An 18,038-nucleotide genomic window follows, 5' to 3' on the forward strand; every position below is an offset into this window, starting at 1 on the left:
CGGCAAACAACGTGCCGCCGGGCAATTTTCGAGGATAAACCATGAGCCTGACTCTCCGTCTGACCGGTACCGGCGGCGCCCAGCTCGTGCCGGCCTTCGGCTGCGAATGCGTCGCCTGTCAGCGTGCTCGCCTGAATCCGGGTTATCGCCGTCGCCCTTGTAGCGCCGAGGTGCGCTATAACGAGGCTGTGACCTTGCTGGATGCTGGCATCCCCGATTTGATGGACCACCATCCGGCTGGCAGTTTCCGCCAGTTTTTACTGACCCACTATCATATGGATCACGTACAAGGGCTGTTTCCGCTGCGCTGGGGTATTGGGGAAAAAATCCCGGTTTACGGCCCGCCAGATGAAGAAGGCTGCGACGATTTGTTCAAACATCCGGGGATACTGGATTTCAGCCACACTGTTGAACCGTTTGTGGTGTTTGAACTGCAAGGGTTGCAGGTCACACCGTTACCGCTCACCCATTCCAAACTGACCTTTGGCTACCTGCTGGAATCCGCTCACAGCCGTGTGGCATGGCTCTCCGATACCGCCGGGTTGCCAGAAAAGACGCTCAAGTTCCTGCTCAACAACCACCCTCAGGTGATGATCATTGATTGCAGCCACGAACCACGCCCTCAGACTCCGCGTAATCACTGCGATCTCAACACGGTACTGGCGATCAACGAGATCGTACGCTGCCCGCGCGTGGTGCTGACGCATATCAGCCATCAGTTTGACGAGTGGCTGATGGACAATGCGTTACCAGAAGGATTTGAAGCCGGGTTTGATGGAATGGAGATTGTGGTGGATTAGCGATCGTACTCATCCTGCAACCGACGTTCTTCATCGTCAAGCTGGCGACGTTCCTGGTCCAGCTGGCGCTGGCGGTCATCAAGCTGATGGCGGCGATCTTCAAGCTGACGATAGCGATCGTCATACTGGCGATTGCGGGTTGTGTCCTGTTGGCGATTGTCATCTTCATTATCATCACGATCGTCGTGATAAACGTGGTCGTTGCTCGGCTTATAGGCGTCATTGATCGCCTGCTGAATGTTGCCGATCGCATCATCGATAATATCTGCGCGGGCACTCTGGCTCATCAAAGGCAGCGTACAAAACAGCAGCGCAAGGGTTGTTCGTTTCATCAGGTCAGTCTCTGGGTTGGACTGACCTGAGCGTAATCAACGCAGGCAGGGGCGGGTAGTGGAGGAATCTCAATTACGGGTCGCCTGACGCAACGCCTGAGCAAGCTGCGTGCGGGTGAACGGTTTATGCAGCAGCTCAACGTCCGGCAGTTGCGGGTTGTGGGCCGGACGCAAATCCTGCCCGCTGATCATCAGCACGGCCACCTGCGGGTGATGGCTTCTCGCATAACTGACAACGTCTGCGCCGCTCAGTTTTCCCGGCAACATCAGGTCGCTCACCAGCATGGCGATATCCGGCGAGGCATCCAGCATCGTTATGGCTTGTTCGCCATTCATTGCTTCCAGCGTCAGCCAGCCCAGTTGGTGCAGCTGTTCGCACAGCGTCTGGCGCACATCGGCTTCGTCTTCCAGCACCAGCGCCAGCTGTTCGGCAGGCTGCTCTTCCGGCATGATTTCTTCGTACGTGCGCTCAATGGCCTGCAATGTGGAGCGAGGAAGCTGCAAGCGCACGGTGGTGCCCTGTCCCGGCGCGCTTTCAATTTCGACTCGCCCACCTGACTGACGCACAAAACCATACACCATCGACAGCCCTAGTCCGCTGCCGCTGCCCGTTTGTTTGGTGGTGAAAAACGGTTCGAACACCTGCGCTTTCACCTCCTGCGACATTCCGCTGCCGTGATCAATCACCTCGACGGCCACCATATCCTGCCTGCGCCCGTCGCTGCGGGTCACGCGCTGATTCCAGGTGCGGATTTTGATGATCCCAGCTTGCCCTTCCATTGCATCGCGGGCGTTCATCACCATGTTGATAATGGCATTTTCCAGTTGCCCAACATCAATCCACGCCGCCCATGCCGGGGTTTGCGCTTCGATATCCAGCGTCAGACTTGAAGGCAGCGAGTGACGCATCAGCTCGCCCAGATTCTCCAGCAGCCCTTTCATTTCTACCGCATGCGGATGCAGCGATTGTTTGCGGGAAAACGCCAGCAGCCGTTGCGTCAATAATGCCCCACGCTCTGCGGCTTTTAACGCCCGGGAAATTCGCGGTGCGTCTGCCTCGTTGGGTTTAACCAGCTCGAGGCTACCGATAATCACCGCCAGCAAATTATTGAAATCGTGGGCTAACCCGCCCGTTAGCTGGCCTACGGCTTTCATTTTCTGACTGTGGAGCAGCGCTTGCTCCAGCCCCTGACGTTCAATTTTGTCGATTTCCATCTGGGTGGTTTTTTCTTTCAACAGCCGGGTGGTGTGCTCAAGCGAAGCCATATTACGGGCGAACAAGCTGAACGAGCGCGCCAGTTCGCCCAGTTCGTCGCGTCGTTGTAATGCAGGGACTGGCACATCCTGCTCACCGTGCGCCAGCCGCGACATCGCATCCGAAATGGCGTTCAGGTTCGAGCCCAGATTGCGGTAGATATACCAGCCTGCAAACCCGGTAATAATCAGCGCCAGCAGGGCAAAACTGAGGATCAGATCGACTATCGACCCCAGCTCTCTATGGCTTTGCGAAACCCGTTGCTCTGAAGACTGCGCCACCTGCGCCACATACTGATTGATGTCTTCGTTGAGGATTGCCACCAGCGCTTTGATATGGAACATGTACCAGCTGATCGCCAGGTCGCTTTGCTCAAGCTGTAGTGAAAGCGGGGCTAACTTGTGCAGTTCTGCGCCGAAATCCGGCAAAATGAAGGTGATCAGCGGGTCAGCACTTTGCGTGGGCAAAGCGTGCATGACTTCATCAAGCTGACGCACCGTAGAGCGGGGCATCGGCGTTTCAATCGAGGCGGTGATCAGCCGGTCCATTTCCAGCAACAGACGCCCATCCAGCGAGCCTTCGCCCTGACGCCGATTGATTTCCTCCAGATGACGTAAGTAGCTCTGGTTCTGGTAGAGCGAGCTCAACAGTGCGTTACGCTCCAGATGGCGCTGTTGCCCACGTTGCAACATGCCCGCCACGCTCTGCTGAAGTTCATTGCTGCGCTGAATAATGCGCTGTACCAGCTCAGGCTCACGGCTGGCAAGCGGGGCGGTTGCCAGCTTTTCCAGCGAGCGTTTTAGCGACTGCTGTGTGGCCTGCAAACGCTCGGCTTCCCCTTTGTATTCCAGCGCGCCGACCACCTGAGAAAGCCGCACCGCCGCTGTCGCCACGTTGGCTGTATCGCGCGCCAGATTCATGCTGCCAGTCATGTCATCGAACGTTTGTTGCTGCACCTGTTCCTGGATTCGGCTGGCGTGACGGAACCCGAGCACGGCCGCGACGCAGACCATCAGCGTGACGGCCACCACCAGCAGATTGAAAAACAGCAGGCGGCCGCGAGCACTGGCAAAGAACGACGGTCGGCGTAATGGCATGGTGGCTCCCTTTGTGAATACGGTGATAACCCCTCTCCCCGGCCCTCTCCCCAAAGGAGAGGGAGAAAACCAAACCAGCTCCAACCGTGAGAGGGAGCAAACCGGTCGATCCCCTCTCCCCGCGGGAGAGGGTTAGGGAGAGGGGCGCGCTGTGAGTCACATCAAATTCCCCGCACTATGACAAATATGAACGGCCTCTGACATTTTGCATTTACTTTCCTGTGATGGACTGCTGATATCGACCAGACTCTCAGGAGTGCCACCATGAATCAGACGCCCGTGTTGGAGATGCGCAACATTGCCAAAGCGTTCGGCAAATTCTATGCGCTGAAAGGGGTGGACCTGACGGTATATCCCGGCGAAATCCATGCGCTGATGGGTGAAAACGGCGCGGGGAAAAGCACGCTGATGAAGATCCTCGCCGGGGCCTATACCGCCACCAGCGGTGAGATCCTGATTGACGGTCAGCCGCATACCATCAAAGGCCCGAAAGACGCACTCGGTGCAGGCATTACGCTGATTTATCAGGAGATGCAGCTCGCGCCAAACCTGACCGTTGCCGAAAACATTTTCCTCGGCAGCGAGCTTTCTCGCGGTGGCCTGGTGCAGCGCAAAACCATGGTGATGCAGGCGCAGGAGGTGATCAACCGCCTGGGCGCTCAGTTCAAAGCCACCGATCTGGTCATGAAGCTGACCATCGCCGAGCAGCAGCAGGTGGAAATCGCCCGCGCACTGCATCGCAACAGCCGCATTCTGGTGATGGATGAACCCACCGCCGCCCTTTCTTCCCGTGAAACACACCGCCTGTTTGAACTCATCATGCGTCTTCGTGATGAGGGCATGGCGATCATCTACATCAGCCATCGCATGGCGGAAGTGTATGAACTCTCCGACCGCGTGAGCGTGCTGCGCGACGGGCAATACGTCGGCAGCCTGACTCGCGACAAACTGAATGCTTCTGAACTGGTGCGGATGATGGTGGGCCGCCCGTTAAGCGATCTGTTCAACAAAGAGCGTGATATCCCACATGGCCAGCCGCACCTCAACGTTCACCATCTGACGGATGGCGGCAAAGTGCAGCCGTGCAGCCTGCTGGTGCGCTCGGGTGAAATTGTCGGGCTGGCGGGGTTGGTTGGCGCAGGGCGCTCCGAGTTAGCGCAGCTTATCTTCGGCGTGCGTAAAGCGACTGGCGGCGTGATTGAAGTCGATGGCGAACCGGTGCTTATCCACTCCCCACGCGAAGCGATTGATTTGGGCATTGGTTTCCTGACGGAGAACCGCAAAGAGCAAGGGCTGTTCCTCGAACTGGCGGCACAGGAAAACATCACCATGGCGACGCTGGAGCGCGATGCGCATTACGGCATGCTCGACCGCAAAAAGGCGCAAAGCATTTCTGACGACGCTATCAAGCTGCTGAATATTCGCGTGCCGCACTCGCAGGTGCGGGCGGGCGGATTATCGGGGGGTAATCAGCAAAAGCTGTTGATCTCTCGCTGGGTCGCCATCGGCCCACGCATTTTGATTCTGGATGAACCCACTCGCGGCGTGGACGTGGGCGCGAAGAGCGAAATCTATCGCATCATGAACCAGATGGCGCGCCAGGGCGTGGCGATTTTGATGATTTCCAGCGAGCTGCCGGAAGTGGTCGGCATGAGCGACCGGGTTTATGTGATGCGTGAAGGCAGCATCGCCGGGGAACTGCTCAGCCACGATATCACCCAGGAAAACATTATGCGGCTTGCTACCGGCGTGAACGAATCCCATCACCAGGCGGTGTCACCATGAGCAAAGAGAACTCTGTACCCACACCTCAGCAAGTCGCGAAAACGTCAGCCAAAAAAATGCTGATGGGGGATTTGATGCAAACCGTCGGTATCTTGCCGATATTGATCCTGATTGTGGCGGTGTTTGGCTTTATCACGCCAAACTTCTTCACCGAGAGTAATCTGCTGAACATCACCCGCCAGGCATCCATCAACATTGTGCTTGCTGCGGGCATGACCTTCATCATTTTGACCGGCGGGATTGACCTTTCAGTTGGCTCAATTCTTGGCACCACGGCGGTCGCCGCGATGGTGGTGTCGCTGATTCCTGAATTTGCGCTGTTATCAATTCCGGCAGCGCTGATGCTTGGGCTGGTGCTGGGTTTGTTCAACGGAGCCTTAGTGGCGTTTGCCGGGCTACCGCCGTTTATTGTCACGCTAGGCACGTATACCGCCCTGCGAGGCGCGGCCTATCTGCTGGCTGACGGCACGACAGTCATCAACTCTGACATCAGCTTTGAGTGGATAGGCAACAATTACCTTGGGCCGATCCCGTGGCTGGTGGTGATTGCGCTGGCGGTGATTGCCGTGTGCTGGTTCATTCTGCGCCGCACCACGCTTGGCGTTCATATCTATGCGGTTGGCGGCAACATGCAGGCCGCGCGGCTGACGGGCATCAAAGTGTGGCTGGTGTTGCTGTTTGTCTATGGCATGAGCGGCCTGCTTTCCGGGCTTGGCGGCATCATGAGCGCCTCACGGCTTTACAGCGCCAACGGCAACCTTGGCGTGGGCTATGAGCTGGATGCGATTGCTGCGGTGATCCTCGGCGGCACCAGTTTTGTCGGCGGGATCGGCACGATCACCGGCACGCTGGTTGGCGCGTTGATCATCGCCACCCTCAATAACGGCATGACGCTGATGGGCGTCTCTTACTTCTGGCAACTGGTGATCAAAGGGGCGGTGATCATCATTGCGGTGCTGATCGACAAATACCGTACCCGACATCATCAAAGTGCATAAACCCTGCCGGATGGCGGCGTATACGCCTTATCCGGCCTACCCGTAGGCCTGATAAGCGCAGCGCCATCAGGCAATGACAATAAAAAGTACCCTACATGAGGAAAGTCATATGCGTTTAAAGCCACTCGCCCTCGCACTCTGTGCAGGCACCCTGCTCGCCGCCGCGCCGTTTGTGCAGGCCAAAGAGCTGAAATCTATCGGCGTGACGGTGGGCGATCTTGCCAACCCGTTCTTCGTGCAAATCACCAAAGGGGCTGAACTGGAAGCCCGTAAGCTGGCGGGCGATAACGTCAAAGTGACGCTGGTGTCCAGCGGCTATGACCTCGGCCAGCAGGTGGCGCAGATTGACAACTTTATCGCCGCCAAAGTCGACATGATCATTCTTAACGCCGCGGATTCTAAAGGCATCGGCCCCGCCGTGAAGCGCGCGAAAGAAGCGGGCATCGTGGTGGTGGCGGTAGACGTAGCAGCCGAAGGGGCTGATGCAACCATCACCTCCGATAACACCCAGGCGGGCGAAATGGCCTGTAAATACATCACCGATCGCCTGAAAGGCAAAGGCAACGTGGTCATCATCAACGGACCGCCAGTCTCCGCCGTGCAGAACCGTGTGGAAGGCTGCCAGACCGAATTCAAGCGCCACCCGGACATCAAGGTGCTCTCCTATAACCAGAACGCCAAAGGCAGCCGCGAAGGCGGGCTGGAAGTGATGACCTCGCTGCTGGCAGCGAATCCGAAGATCGACGGTGTGTTTGCGATCAACGATCCGACCGCGATCGGGGCCGATCTGGCGGCGAAACAAGCGCAACGTAAAGAGTTCTTTATCGTCGGCGTGGATGGCAGCCCGGACGGCGAAGAAGCGCTGAAACGTCAGAACTCGCTGTTCGTGGCGACACCAGCGCAAGATCCGCAGGTGATGGCGGCAAAAGCGGTAGAAATCGGCTATGACATTCTGCAAGGGAAGCCTGCGCCGACAGCGCCAGTGCTGATCCCGGTGACGATGATCGATAAGAACAACGTCGGCAGTTATAAGGGGTGGACGGTTAAGTAAGAATGGTGCGCGCCCCTCTCCCTAACCCTCTCCCACAGGGAGAAAAGAAAGTCCCCTCTCCCTGTGGGAGAGGGTTAGGGAGAGGGGTCACCACCGATGCCAAAGGAGAACCAATGAAACGCTCCGAAATTAACAACATTCTCGGCCATACGCGTCAGTTTTTCTCCCAACACGACGTGCATCTGCCGCCGTTCGCCAGCTTCCCGCCGACCCAGTGGCAGAAGCTTGATCCCGATGCCTGGCACGAGGTGTTTGCCCTCAAACTGGGCTGGGATGTCACCGCCTTTGGCGGCACCCATTTTCTCGCTCAGGGGCTGACGTTGTTCACTCTGCGCAACGGCTCGCCCAACGGGATGCCGTACGAAAAAACCTACGCAGAAAAGATCATGCACGTTCGCGACGGCCAGGTGACGCCGATGCACTTTCACTGGCGTAAGCGGGAAGACATCATCAACCGTGGCGGTGGCAACCTGATTGTCGAACTGTGGAACGCCGACGCGCTTGAGCAGACGGAAAATACCGATGTCACGGTAACCGTTGACGGTTGCACTCAGACGCACACTGCTGGCAGTCAGCTGCGCCTCACGCCTGGCGAAAGCATCTGTTTTCCGCCGGGGCTTTATCACAGCTTTTGGGGTGAACGTGGGTTTGGCGACGTGCTGGTAGGGGAAGTGTCGACCATTAACGATGACGATCGCGACAACCATTTCCTGTTCCCGCTCGACCGCTATAACAACATTGAAGAAGACGAGCCGGCGCATCTGGTGCTGTGCAACGAATACCGCCTGTTCCGCAGCTAAGGAGAATGCTATGCCAATGATTTCTCTCGCCGAAGGATTAGCGCACGCCCGCGAGCACGGCTATGCGCTGGGCGCGTTTAACGTGCTCGACTCCCACTTCCTGCGCGCGCTGTTTGCTGCCGCGGAGCAGGAGCGCTCGCCGTTTATCATTAATATCGCCGAAGTGCATTTTAAGTATTTGTCGCTGGACTCGCTGGTTGAAGCCGTGCGTTTTGAAGCGGCCCGGCACGATATTCCCGTGGTGCTGAATCTCGATCACGGCCTGCACTTTGAGGCCGTCGTGCGTGCGTTACGTTTGGGCTTCAGCTCGGTGATGTTTGACGGCTCCACGCTGAGTTACGACGAAAATATTCGCCAGACTCGCGAAGTGGTGAAGATGTGCCATGCGGTTGGCGTGTCGGTGGAAGCTGAACTGGGTGCCGTCGGCGGCGATGAAGGCGGTGCGCTGTACGGTCATGCTGATGAAGCCTTTTTCACCGACCCGGATTTGGCTCGCGAATTTGTCGACAGAACCGGCATTGACGCGCTCGCCGTCGCCATCGGTAACGCTCACGGCAAATATAAAGGCGAACCGAAGCTCGATTTCGCCCGTCTCGATGCCATTCGCCAACAAACCGGTTTACCGCTGGTGCTGCACGGCGGTTCGGGGATCAGCGATGCCGATTTCCGTCGGGCGATTGAACTGGGCATTCACAAAATCAATTTCTACACCGGGATGTCGCAGGCCGCTTTGCAGGCGGTTGAACACCGCATGGAGCACCGTCAGCCCATTTACGATGAGTTTGCGGAACTGCTGCTCGGCATCGAAACAGCCATTACCGACATCGTCGCCGAACAGATGCGCATCTTCGGCAGCGCGGGGAGACTCTGATGGAGCGCCAGGGGATTATCGCCGCCGGGAATATGCTGGTGGATCACGTGCATAAAATTGTGCAGTGGCCGGAGCGCGGCTGGCTGGCGGAAATCACCCACAGCGAACGTTCCACCGGTGGCGCACCGCTCAATGTCCTGCTGACGCTGGCGAAAATGCGCAGCCATCTGCCGTTGCAGGCCGTCGGGCTGGTGGGCGAAGACAGTGACGGCGATTACATTATGGCGATGCTCGACCAGTATCACGTCAATCGTCAGCACGTGCAGCGCACCAGTTTTGCGCCTACGTCGATGTCGCAGGTGATGACCGATCCCAGCGGGCAGCGCACTTTTTTCCATTCACCGGGCGCGAATCGCCTGTTGGATCTTCCGGCTTTTGATCGGCTGGAAGGATCGATGAAAATCTTCCATCTTGGTTATCTGCTGCTGCTCGACAGCCTCGATCTGGCTGATAAAGAGTTTGGCACTCGTGCGGCACGCCTGTTGGCGCAGATGCGGGAAAAAGGCTATGAAACGTCGCTGGATTTGGTGTCACGCAAAGGCGACCCGCGCTATCAGCCGTTGGTGCGTCCGGCGTTGCTGCATCTGGATTATCTGGTGATCAACGAACTGGAAGCCGGAGAGTTTAGTGAGCTGGATATTCGCGCGGATGACGGCGAGCCGATTATCGACAATATCGCCAAAGCTTCCGCGCTGCTGTTAAAAGCAGGCGTGAGGCAGCGAGTGGTTATCCATTGCCCGGAAGGTGCCTGGTGTGAAGCGCCTGATGAAGCGGGCCAGTGGGTGCCGTCGTGGCGACTGGCGCAGAATGAGATTGTCGGCAGCGTCGGGGCCGGAGATGCCTTTTGTGCCGGGTTCCTTTATGGCTGCCATGAAAAATGGGGATTGCGCGAAAGTGTCCTTTTGGCGCATGCCTGTGCCAGAGCCAGCCTGTTGTGTGCCAACGCGATTGATGGTGCGAAAACGCTCGAAGAGTTGCAGGTGTTTATCAGTGAGAGCGGAAGTTAAAATGCCGGTGATATTTGTGGTTTTGTAGGTCAGGTAAGCGAAGCGCCACCTGACAATCATTGCCGTCTGCGGATTGCCGGATGGCGCTACGCTTATCCGGCCTACAACTGCCGCAGTCACACGATCACGCCGCCTTGTCGCTATGCACCACATCCGCGGCAAACACATAGCCCAGCCCGCGCAGGGTTTTGATCAGCGTCGGCTGATGAGGATTCAGCTCGATCTTGCGTCTCAGCCGCATGATCAGCACATCGATGGTGCGATCAAACACCTCCATGCTTTCGCTGTGCGTGAGCTCCAGCAATTGTTCACGGCTCAGCACCCGCCGCGCGTTTTGCGCCAGCGCCTGCAATAACCCGTATTCACCCTGCGTCAGCGGGATCACCTGCTGTTGCGGGTTGATGAGCTCACAGCGCTGCGTGTCCAGCCGCCAGCCGTTGAACGTCATGCCACTCCCCTGCCCACCGCTTTCAACTGCCAGCGCACCGCTGCGCCGCAGCACCGCTTTCAGGCGAGCCACCACAATCCGCGGATTAAACGGCTTACCGATGTAGTCATCCGCGCCCATTTCAAGCCCGACCACCACGTCAGATTCGCTGCCCATTCCCGTGAGCATCACCACTGGCAGCTCGGGGCGTAATCGCTGTATCTGGGTGAGCACCTGAAGGCCATTGATATCCGGCAGCATCATATCCAGCAGCACCAGCGCGATATCTGGCCGCTCTGCTGCCATCGCCACGCCCAGTTGCCCAAGGTGGCAAACCTCGACGTCAAAAACATGCCCGACAAGCACATCCCGCAACAGCTCGCAGAGGGCGGTATCGTCATCAATCACCAGTATGAGCGGTTTCATCATCGGCCCCAGCGGAAGTGTCATAGCGTAAGTCTGGATGATTCTGCACCGGGCTCAAGCCTTTGCCACCGCGGGGTGATGAATCTTTAACCGCCGTCACATCCCGGCGACGTTCGACACGTCAAAACTGACGAGCCGTGCGATTTCGTCAGCCTGAAAGCCTTTCAGTCCGGCGAATACCCCTACATTCAGGAGTGGCATAAAACCTGCATTACTGAGCGCTGAACGCATTTATGCGACTGTTTAACTGGAGCGAAACCGATGAAAAAAGTCGTCACGGTTTGCCCTTATTGCGCATCGGGCTGCAAGATAAACCTGGTGGTGGATAACGGCAAAATAGTCCGGGCGGAAGCGGCGCAGGGGAAAACCAATAAGGGCACGCTGTGCCTGAAAGGGTACTACGGTTGGGATTTTATTAACGATACCCAGATCCTCACCCCGCGCCTGAAAAGCCCGATGATCCGTCGTGAGCGCGGCGGCAAGCTGGAAAACGTCTCCTGGGACGAAGCCCTGAATTATGTGGCTGAACGCCTGAGCGCCATTAAAGAAAAATATGGCCCGGACGCTATCCAGACCACCGGTTCCTCTCGCGGAACAGGCAACGAAACCAACTACATCATGCAAAAATTTGCGCGCGCCGTTATTGGTACCAATAACGTGGACTGCTGCGCACGCGTCTGACACGGCCCTTCGGTTGCAGGTCTGCACCAGTCGGTCGGTAATGGCGCCATGAGTAATGCCATCAACGAGATTGATAATACCGATCTCGTGTTTATCTTCGGGTATAACCCGGCAGATTCACACCCTATCGTGGCGAATCACGTGATTAACGCCAAACGTAATGGGGCGAAAATTATCGTCTGCGATCCGCGTAAGATTGAAACCGCGCGCATTGCTGACATGCATATTGCGCTGAAAAACGGCTCGAACATTGCGCTGCTCAATGCGCTTGGGCATGTGATCATCGAAGAAAATCTGTACGACACGGCGTTTGTCGCCAGCCGTACCGAAGGCTTCGAGGAGTATCGCAAAATTGTCGAAGGTTATACGCCGGAGTCAGTGGAAACGATAACCGGTGTGAGCGCTCAGGAAATTCGCCAGTGTGCCAGACTGTACGCCAACGCAAAATCGGCGGCGATCCTGTGGGGTATGGGCGTCACCCAGTTCTATCAGGGCGTTGAAACCGTGCGTTCGCTGACAAGCCTGGCGATGCTGACCGGCAACCTCGGTCGTCCGAACGTCGGCGTCAACCCGGTGCGTGGGCAAAATAACGTGCAGGGCGCGTGTGATATGGGCGCACTGCCGGATACTTATCCGGGCTATCAGTACATCAACAATCCGGCGAACCGCGAGAAATTCGCCAAAGCCTGGGGTGTGGAAAGCCTGCCAGCGCATACCGGCTATCGCATCAGCGAGCTGCCACACCGTGCGGCGCATGGTGAAGTTCGTGCCGCTTACATCATGGGCGAAGATCCGCTTCAGACGGATGCTGAACTCTCTGCAGTGCGTAAAGGGTTTGAAGACCTCGAACTGGTTATCGTGCAGGACATCTTTATGACCAAAACGGCGGCCGCCGCAGACGTCATTTTGCCGTCCACCTCCTGGGGTGAGCACGAAGGCGTGTATAGCGCCGCAGACCGTGGCTTCCAGCGCTTCTTTAAAGCGGTGGAACCGAAGTGGGACTTGAAAACTGACTGGCAAATCATCAGCGAAATTGCCACCCGCATGGGCTATGCGATGCACTACAACAACACTCAGGAAATCTGGGATGAGTTGCGTAATCTCTGCCCGAGCTTTAAGGGTGCCACTTACGAAAAAATGGGTGAGCTGGGTTACATCCAGTGGCCTTGTGTCGACGAGTCAGACGCCGATCAGGGTACGTCGTATCTGTTTAGCGAGAAGTTCGACACCCCGAACGGCATGGCGCAGTTCTTTACCTGCGACTGGGTAGCGCCTATCGATAAGCTCACCGAAGAGTACCCGATGGTGCTGTCCACGGTGCGCGAAGTGGGTCACTACTCCTGTCGTTCGATGACCGGTAACTGTGCTGCTCTGGCGGCGCTGGCCGATGAACCAGGCTATGCGCAGATCAACACGGCGGATGCCGCAGAGCTGGGCATTGAGAACGAAGCGCTGGTGTGGGTCAATTCCCGCAAAGGCCGGGTCATCACTCGTGCTCAGGTCAGCGACCGCCCAAATAAAGGTGCTGTTTACATGACCTATCAGTGGTGGATTGGTGCCTGTAACGAGCTGGTGACCGAGAACCTGAGCCCGATAACTAAAACGCCGGAGTACAAATACTGCGCCGTTCGGGTGGAACGTATCGCCGATCAGCACGCTGCCGAGCAGTACGTTATTGACGAGTACAACAAGCTGAAATCCCGTTTACGTGAGAGTGCACTGGGTTAAGGCTGTTCGTTAATGGCTCATTTGGGGTGACGCTGTTCACCCCTTTTTTTGGTCTTTATTCAGACAAGGTGTCATCATCGTCATTCTTTTCTTCGGCTTCGCCCCTTATACTGCCCCCCTTTCCCAATGCGGACAAAAAACAGATGATAAAACGCTGCGGTTTACTCTTGTTACTCCCTTTGTTGGCCCACGCCGATGAGATTGGCAGCCAGTATAAGGCGCAGGCCGAAGCGGGCGACAAGCGCGCACAATACTATCTGGCGGATACTTATTTCAGTTCCGGTGATGAAAAGCATGCGCTCTACTGGGCGGATAAAGCCGCGCAAAGCGGCGATCCCGATGCTGTCGCGTTGTTGGCGCAGATGATGATGAAAACAGACCTGCCCAATGCCCGCAAACTGGCCGAACAGGCCACGCTGGCAGGCAGTGAAAGCGGAGAAATCACCCTCGCGCATACCCTGTTAAACAGCCATGCGGGAAAAACCGATTACCCACGCGCCATGACGCTGCTGCAAAAAGCGGCAGAAAACCGGGACAGCGATGCCGCCGTCGATGCCCAAATGCTGCTGGGGCTGATTTACGCCAACGGCGGCGAAGTCAAAGAAGACGATGCAAAAGCCACCGAGTTCTTTAAGAGCAGTTCGATGCTGTCGCGCTCTGGCTATGCCGAATACTGGGCGGCTAAAATCTTCGAGCTGGGTGAGCCGGGCTTTATTCAGCCGAATAAACAGAAAGCGTTGAACTGGTATAACGTCAGCTGTGTGGAAGGGAATGATGAGGGTTGCGAGGATTTTGACAGGTTGAGCGGCGAGTAAAACGCCGGGCGGCACTACGTTTGCCCGGCCTACAAAAAATATTGCCGTAACACCCAATCTACAAACCGTGTGTGGCCCAGATCATTTGTAGGCCGGATAAGCGCTAGCGCCATCCGGCATGTTGACCTTAATGGTTCGCGGTCTTATCAAATTTCCCCAGCATTTCACGCTCATAGGCCAGCGCTTTTTTGCGGTCGAATTTGTGTTCCCACTTGGCAATCACCAGCACTGCCAGCGCATTACCCACCACGTTCAGCGCCGTACGCGCCATGTCGAGAATACGGTCGACACCGGCGATAAATGCCAATCCTTCCAGCGGAATTCCCACACTACCCAGCGTGGCCAACAGCACAACGAACGAAACGCCCGGCACGCCTGCGATGCCTTTCGAGGTCACCATCAGCGTCAGCACCAGAATGATTTCCTGGCCGATCGAGAGATCGATACCGTACAGTTGAGCGATGAAAATCGCGGCAATACTTTGGTACAGCGTGGAACCATCAAGGTTAAAGGAATAGCCGGTCGGCACCACGAAACTGGTGATTGACGGCGGTGCACCGTAGGCTTCCATCTTCTCGATAATTCGCGGCAGCACGCTCTCTGAGCTCGCCGTGGAGTACGCCAGAATCAGTTCATCTTTGAGGATACGAATCAAAATCCAGATGCTCAGCCCGCACAGTTTCGCCACCGCGCCCAGCACCACCAGCGCGAAGAAGACTATTGCGGCATATACCAGAATAACCAGTTTGGCGAGCGGCAACAGCGAGGCAAAACCGAAGTTTGCGACGGTGACAGAAATCAACGCGAACACCCCAACCGGGGCATAACGCATCACCATGTGAGTGACTTTAAACATCGTTTCCGACACAGAACGGAACACTGTCACCAGCGGCTCACGATGCGTGGCGGGCAATGAAGACAGGCCCAGGCCAAACAGCACCGAGAAGAAGATGATCGGCAACATTTCACCTTTCGCCATCGACGCGAAGATGTTGGTCGGCACCAGCGACAGGATAGTGCCCATCAGGCCATGCGCGTGGCTTGCCACTTCCGCCGTGGTGCTCTGATATTTCGAAATATCGACAGTCGCCAGATGTGACATATCAATGCCAGCGCCTGGCTTGAAGACGTTCGCCAGCGTAATGCCCAGCACGATGGCAACGGTGGTGATGATTTCAAAATAGATAATGGTTTTGGCGCCAATACGGCCCAGGGACTTCGCATCGCCCACGCCTGCAATCCCGACCACCAGCGTCGAAATAACAATTGGCACCACAATCATTTTGATCAGGTGAATAAAGATATCGCCCGCCGGTGACAGCAAATTGGCAATCAGCCATTCACGACTGTCACTTTGATAATGCAGGTAACTGCCCAGAAGAATACCCAGCACCAACGCCAGCAGGATCTGCCAGGCCAGGCTGACTTTCGCTTTTTTCATCACTACAAACTTCCTCGATGCGCCCATTGAAAAGAGATGATTTGTGTTGCGCCTATAAGTGGAGTTTTTGACGCGCCGTATCAGTACCACCTGTACGGCCTGCTGCGCAACCCTTTCAGAACAGGGCTTTGGGCTGCCAAAAGTGGGATTAGCGCGAATTAAGTCTGGTTAGTAAAAATAACCTTTTGTTATGCAAAACTTTTTTAAAGCGAAAAAACTATAAATTCATTGCCGTTATTATTCGCCTTAAAAGATTCATTTGATGGATTTTCATTCATTGCGAGTAATGCGTGATCTGTCGCCCAAATAATAAACAAAGCCTGCAAAACCTCTATTATTAACTTTTGTTTGACATATATTTAACATTCTAATAAGGAGAGCAAAAGCCATGAGCCAGGTCCATAAACACCCTATTCCCGCAAACATTGCGGAAAACTGCCTGATTAACCCGGAACAGTATCAAGCGAAGTATCAACAGTCCGTCAGCGACCCGGATACCTTCTGGGGCGACCAGGGCAAAATCCTCGACTGGATCAAGCCGTACAGTAAGGTCAAAAACACCTCTTTCGCCCCGGGAAACGTCTCCATTAAATGGTATGAAGACGGCACTCTCAATCTGGCGGCCAACTGCCTCGACAGGCATCTGGCAGAGCGCGGCGACCAGACAGCAATCATCTGGGAAGGTGACGACGCAAGCCTTAGCAAGCACATCACTTATAAAGAACTGCACCGCGATGTCTGCCGCTTCGCCAATGTCCTGACCGGGTTGGGCATTAAGAAAGGTGACGTGGTGGCCATCTATATGCCGATGGTGCCGGAAGCCGCTGTCGCGATGCTCGCCTGTGCGCGCATTGGTGCCGTGCATTCAGTTATCTTCGGCGGGTTCTCCCCGGAAGCCGTCGCGGGCCGTATCATCGATTCCAGCTCCCGTCTGGTGATCACTGCCGATGAAGGCTTGCGCGCTGGCCGTTCTATCCCGCTGAAGAAAAACGTCGATGACGCCCTGAAAAACCCGAATGTGAAAAGCGTTGAGCATGTGGTTGTGCTCAAACGTACCGGCGGGAAAACCGAATGGCACGAAGGACGCGACCTGTGGTGGAGCGACCTTATCGACAAGGCAAGCGATCAGCATCAGCCAGTAGAAATGAGCGCTGAAGACCCGCTGTTTATCCTTTACACCTCCGGCTCGACCGGCAAACCGAAAGGCGTGCTGCACACCACCGGTGGCTATCTGGTGTATGCCGCGACCACCTTTAAATATGTCTTTGACTACCATCAGGGCGATATCTACTGGTGTACGGCAGATGTGGGCTGGGTCACCGGTCACAGCTATCTGTTGTACGGGCCGCTGGCCTGTGGCGCAACCACGTTGATGTTCGAAGGCGTGCCAAACTGGCCAACGCCAGCGCGTATGAGCCAGGTCGTGGACAAGCACAAGGTCAACATTCTCTACACCGCCCCCACGGCGATTCGTGCACTGATGGCGGAAGGCGACAAAGCCGTACAAGGTACTGACCGATCTTCCCTGCGCATCCTCGGTTCCGTGGGCGAGCCTATCAACCCGGAAGCCTGGGAGTGGTACTGGAAGAAAATCGGCAATGAAAAATGCCCGGTGATGGACACCTGGTGGCAGACCGAGACCGGCGGTTTCATGATCACCCCGCTGCCTGGCGCGATTGAGCTGAAAGCCGGTTCCGCGACGCGTCCTTTCTTTGGCGTGCAGCCTGCACTGGTGGACAACGAAGGCAAGCCGCAGGAAGGCGCGACCGAAGGCAACCTGGTGATTGTCGACTCCTGGCCGGGCCAGGCGCGTACGCTGTTTGGCGATCACGAGCGCTTCGAGCAAACCTACTTCTCCACCTTCAAAAACATGTATTTCAGCGGTGACGGCGCTCGTCGTGATGAAGACGGCTATTACTGGATAACCGGACGCGTGGACGACGTACTGAACGTCTCCGGTCACCGTCTGGGCACGGCTGAAATTGAGTCGGCGCTGGTGTCGCACCCGAAAGTCGCGGAAGCGGCAGTGGTGGGTATCCCGCACAACATTAAGGGCCAGGCGATTTACGCCTATGTGACCCTGAATCATGGCGAAGAGCCTACGCCAGAGCTGTATACCGAAGTGCGCAACTGGGTGCGCAAAGAGATTGGTCCGCTGGCAACGCCAGACGTGCTGCACTGGACTGACTCGCTGCCGAAAACCCGCTCCGGTAAGATCATGCGCCGCATTCTGCGCAAAATCGCCGCCGGGGATACCAGCAACTTTGGCGATACCTCGACGCTGGCCGATCCGGGCGTGGTGGAAAAACTGCTCGAAGAGAAGCAGTCCATTACGATGCCTTCTTAACGAAATTTATACAGTCATATGCCCTAACGTAGGCCGGGCAAACGCAGTACCGCCCGGCAATACAATGCCGGATGGCGCTACGCTTATCCGGCCTACAGGTTAGTCCCCTCTCCTTTAGGGAGAGGGAGCTACACCCTCAAAACAATAAGTCCCCATAATACCTCTGGAGAAACTCTG

Annotated in this window: 14 protein-coding genes and 1 pseudogene; 10 read left to right on the forward strand and 5 right to left on the reverse strand. The window is 56.3% G+C overall.

Annotated elements, in window-relative coordinates; translation table 11 throughout:
- Positions 1-41: 41 nt before the first annotated feature.
- Positions 42-800 carry a phosphonate metabolism protein PhnP gene (phnP, locus tag ACLW56_RS10460; RefSeq protein WP_330983718.1) on the forward strand — a complete coding sequence of 253 codons (759 nt, stop codon included), beginning with the start codon at positions 42-44 and terminating at the stop codon, positions 798-800.
- On the opposite strand, the gene yjdP is transcribed toward phnP, so the two are convergent.
- Both yjdP and ACLW56_RS10470 read right to left on the reverse strand, forming a co-directional pair.
- Complete coding sequence (yjdP, locus tag ACLW56_RS10465; RefSeq protein ID WP_330983719.1) at positions 797-1,132, reverse strand: DDRRRQL repeat protein YjdP; 336 nt, start codon at positions 1,130-1,132, stop codon at positions 797-799. The genes phnP and yjdP overlap by 4 nt on opposite strands.
- 69 nt (positions 1,133-1,201) lie before the next feature.
- On the reverse strand, positions 1,202-3,484 hold the full coding sequence (locus tag ACLW56_RS10470; RefSeq protein ID WP_330983720.1) for an ATP-binding protein: 2,283 nt from the start codon (positions 3,482-3,484) through the stop codon (positions 1,202-1,204).
- A 264-nt stretch (positions 3,485-3,748) separates the two neighbouring features.
- Between ACLW56_RS10470 and ACLW56_RS10475 the strand changes: the two genes are divergently transcribed.
- Positions 3,749-5,269: a sugar ABC transporter ATP-binding protein gene (locus ACLW56_RS10475; RefSeq protein WP_330983721.1), complete on the forward strand. Its 1,521-nt coding sequence runs from the start codon at positions 3,749-3,751 to the stop codon at positions 5,267-5,269.
- Complete coding sequence (locus ACLW56_RS10480; protein WP_330983722.1) at positions 5,266-6,267, forward strand: ABC transporter permease subunit; 1,002 nt, start codon at positions 5,266-5,268, stop codon at positions 6,265-6,267. Before ACLW56_RS10475 ends, ACLW56_RS10480 begins: the two co-directional genes overlap by 4 nt.
- Here the strand turns inward: ACLW56_RS10480 and ACLW56_RS10485 are convergent.
- Positions 6,255-6,341: pseudogene (locus tag ACLW56_RS10485) on the reverse strand (hypothetical protein); the annotation flags it as partial. The gene ACLW56_RS10480 and the pseudogene ACLW56_RS10485 overlap by 13 nt on opposite strands.
- 35 nt (positions 6,342-6,376) lie before the next feature.
- Here ACLW56_RS10485 and ACLW56_RS10490 point away from each other — a divergent pair.
- The 4 genes from ACLW56_RS10490 (at position 6,377) to ACLW56_RS10505 (ending at position 9,996) form a co-directional block, all read left to right on the forward strand.
- A complete protein-coding gene (locus tag ACLW56_RS10490) occupies positions 6,377-7,318 on the forward strand; it encodes an ABC transporter substrate-binding protein (RefSeq protein ID WP_330983723.1) in 942 nt (313 codons plus the stop codon).
- Positions 7,319-7,431: 113 nt separating this feature from the next.
- Positions 7,432-8,118, forward strand: coding sequence for a D-lyxose/D-mannose family sugar isomerase (locus tag ACLW56_RS10495; RefSeq protein ID WP_330983724.1), 687 nt, complete (start codon positions 7,432-7,434; stop codon positions 8,116-8,118).
- Between the two features lie 10 nt (positions 8,119-8,128).
- The gene (locus ACLW56_RS10500; RefSeq protein ID WP_330983725.1) at positions 8,129-8,989 is read left to right on the forward strand and encodes a ketose 1,6-bisphosphate aldolase; all 861 of its coding nucleotides are present in this window, start codon (positions 8,129-8,131) and stop codon (positions 8,987-8,989) included.
- Positions 8,986-9,996: a carbohydrate kinase family protein gene (locus ACLW56_RS10505; protein ID WP_330983822.1), complete on the forward strand. Its 1,011-nt coding sequence runs from the start codon at positions 8,986-8,988 to the stop codon at positions 9,994-9,996. Before ACLW56_RS10500 ends, ACLW56_RS10505 begins: the two co-directional genes overlap by 4 nt.
- Positions 9,997-10,120: 124 nt before the next feature.
- Here the strand turns inward: ACLW56_RS10505 and ACLW56_RS10510 are convergent, their stop codons facing one another.
- Positions 10,121-10,849 (reverse strand): response regulator transcription factor, encoded by a 729-nt coding sequence (locus ACLW56_RS10510; protein WP_330983823.1) that lies wholly within the window; start codon positions 10,847-10,849, stop codon positions 10,121-10,123.
- Positions 10,850-11,110: 261 nt separating this feature from the next.
- On the opposite strand from ACLW56_RS10510, the gene fdhF reads away from it, so the two are divergent.
- Both fdhF and ACLW56_RS10520 read left to right on the forward strand, forming a co-directional pair.
- Positions 11,111-13,258, forward strand: coding sequence for a formate dehydrogenase subunit alpha (gene fdhF, locus ACLW56_RS10515; protein WP_330983726.1), 2,148 nt, complete (start codon positions 11,111-11,113; stop codon positions 13,256-13,258).
- Between the two features lie 143 nt (positions 13,259-13,401).
- On the forward strand, positions 13,402-14,073 hold the full coding sequence (locus tag ACLW56_RS10520; RefSeq protein WP_330983727.1) for a tetratricopeptide repeat protein: 672 nt from the start codon (positions 13,402-13,404) through the stop codon (positions 14,071-14,073).
- Positions 14,074-14,200: 127 nt separating this feature from the next.
- Here ACLW56_RS10520 and gltP read toward each other — a convergent pair whose 3' ends face one another.
- On the reverse strand, positions 14,201-15,514 hold the full coding sequence (gene gltP / locus ACLW56_RS10525; protein ID WP_330983728.1) for a glutamate/aspartate:proton symporter GltP: 1,314 nt from the start codon (positions 15,512-15,514) through the stop codon (positions 14,201-14,203).
- 388 nt (positions 15,515-15,902) lie between these two features.
- Here gltP and acs point away from each other — a divergent pair, with 388 nt between their 5' ends.
- Entirely contained in the window at positions 15,903-17,861 is a 1,959-nt protein-coding gene (gene acs / locus ACLW56_RS10530; protein ID WP_330983729.1) for an acetate--CoA ligase, read from the forward strand.
- Positions 17,862-18,038 lie beyond the last annotated feature (177 nt).

Origin of the sequence: Pantoea sp. sgz302252, assembly GCF_047713085.1 — a bacterium.
GTDB lineage: Bacteria > Pseudomonadota > Gammaproteobacteria > Enterobacterales > Enterobacteriaceae > Scandinavium.

Excerpts from the sequence above, each read along its gene's own strand:
- phnP (WP_330983718.1), top strand. The coding sequence starts at position 42 with ATGAGCCTGACTCTCCGTCTGACCGGTACCGGCGGCGCCCAGCTCGTG.
- ACLW56_RS10510 (WP_330983823.1), bottom strand. The coding sequence starts at position 10,849 with ATGAAACCGCTCATACTGGTGATTGATGACGATACCGCCCTCTGCGAG.
- ACLW56_RS10500 (WP_330983725.1), top strand. The coding sequence starts at position 8,129 with ATGCCAATGATTTCTCTCGCCGAAGGATTAGCGCACGCCCGCGAGCAC.
- ACLW56_RS10475 (WP_330983721.1), top strand. The coding sequence starts at position 3,749 with ATGAATCAGACGCCCGTGTTGGAGATGCGCAACATTGCCAAAGCGTTC.
- yjdP (WP_330983719.1), bottom strand. The coding sequence starts at position 1,132 with ATGAAACGAACAACCCTTGCGCTGCTGTTTTGTACGCTGCCTTTGATG.
- ACLW56_RS10495 (WP_330983724.1), top strand. The coding sequence starts at position 7,432 with ATGAAACGCTCCGAAATTAACAACATTCTCGGCCATACGCGTCAGTTT.
- ACLW56_RS10470 (WP_330983720.1), bottom strand. The coding sequence starts at position 3,484 with ATGCCATTACGCCGACCGTCGTTCTTTGCCAGTGCTCGCGGCCGCCTG.
- ACLW56_RS10520 (WP_330983727.1), top strand. The coding sequence starts at position 13,402 with ATGATAAAACGCTGCGGTTTACTCTTGTTACTCCCTTTGTTGGCCCAC.
- gltP (WP_330983728.1), bottom strand. The coding sequence starts at position 15,514 with ATGAAAAAAGCGAAAGTCAGCCTGGCCTGGCAGATCCTGCTGGCGTTG.
- ACLW56_RS10480 (WP_330983722.1), top strand. The coding sequence starts at position 5,266 with ATGAGCAAAGAGAACTCTGTACCCACACCTCAGCAAGTCGCGAAAACG.
- ACLW56_RS10490 (WP_330983723.1), top strand. The coding sequence starts at position 6,377 with ATGCGTTTAAAGCCACTCGCCCTCGCACTCTGTGCAGGCACCCTGCTC.
- acs (WP_330983729.1), top strand. The coding sequence starts at position 15,903 with ATGAGCCAGGTCCATAAACACCCTATTCCCGCAAACATTGCGGAAAAC.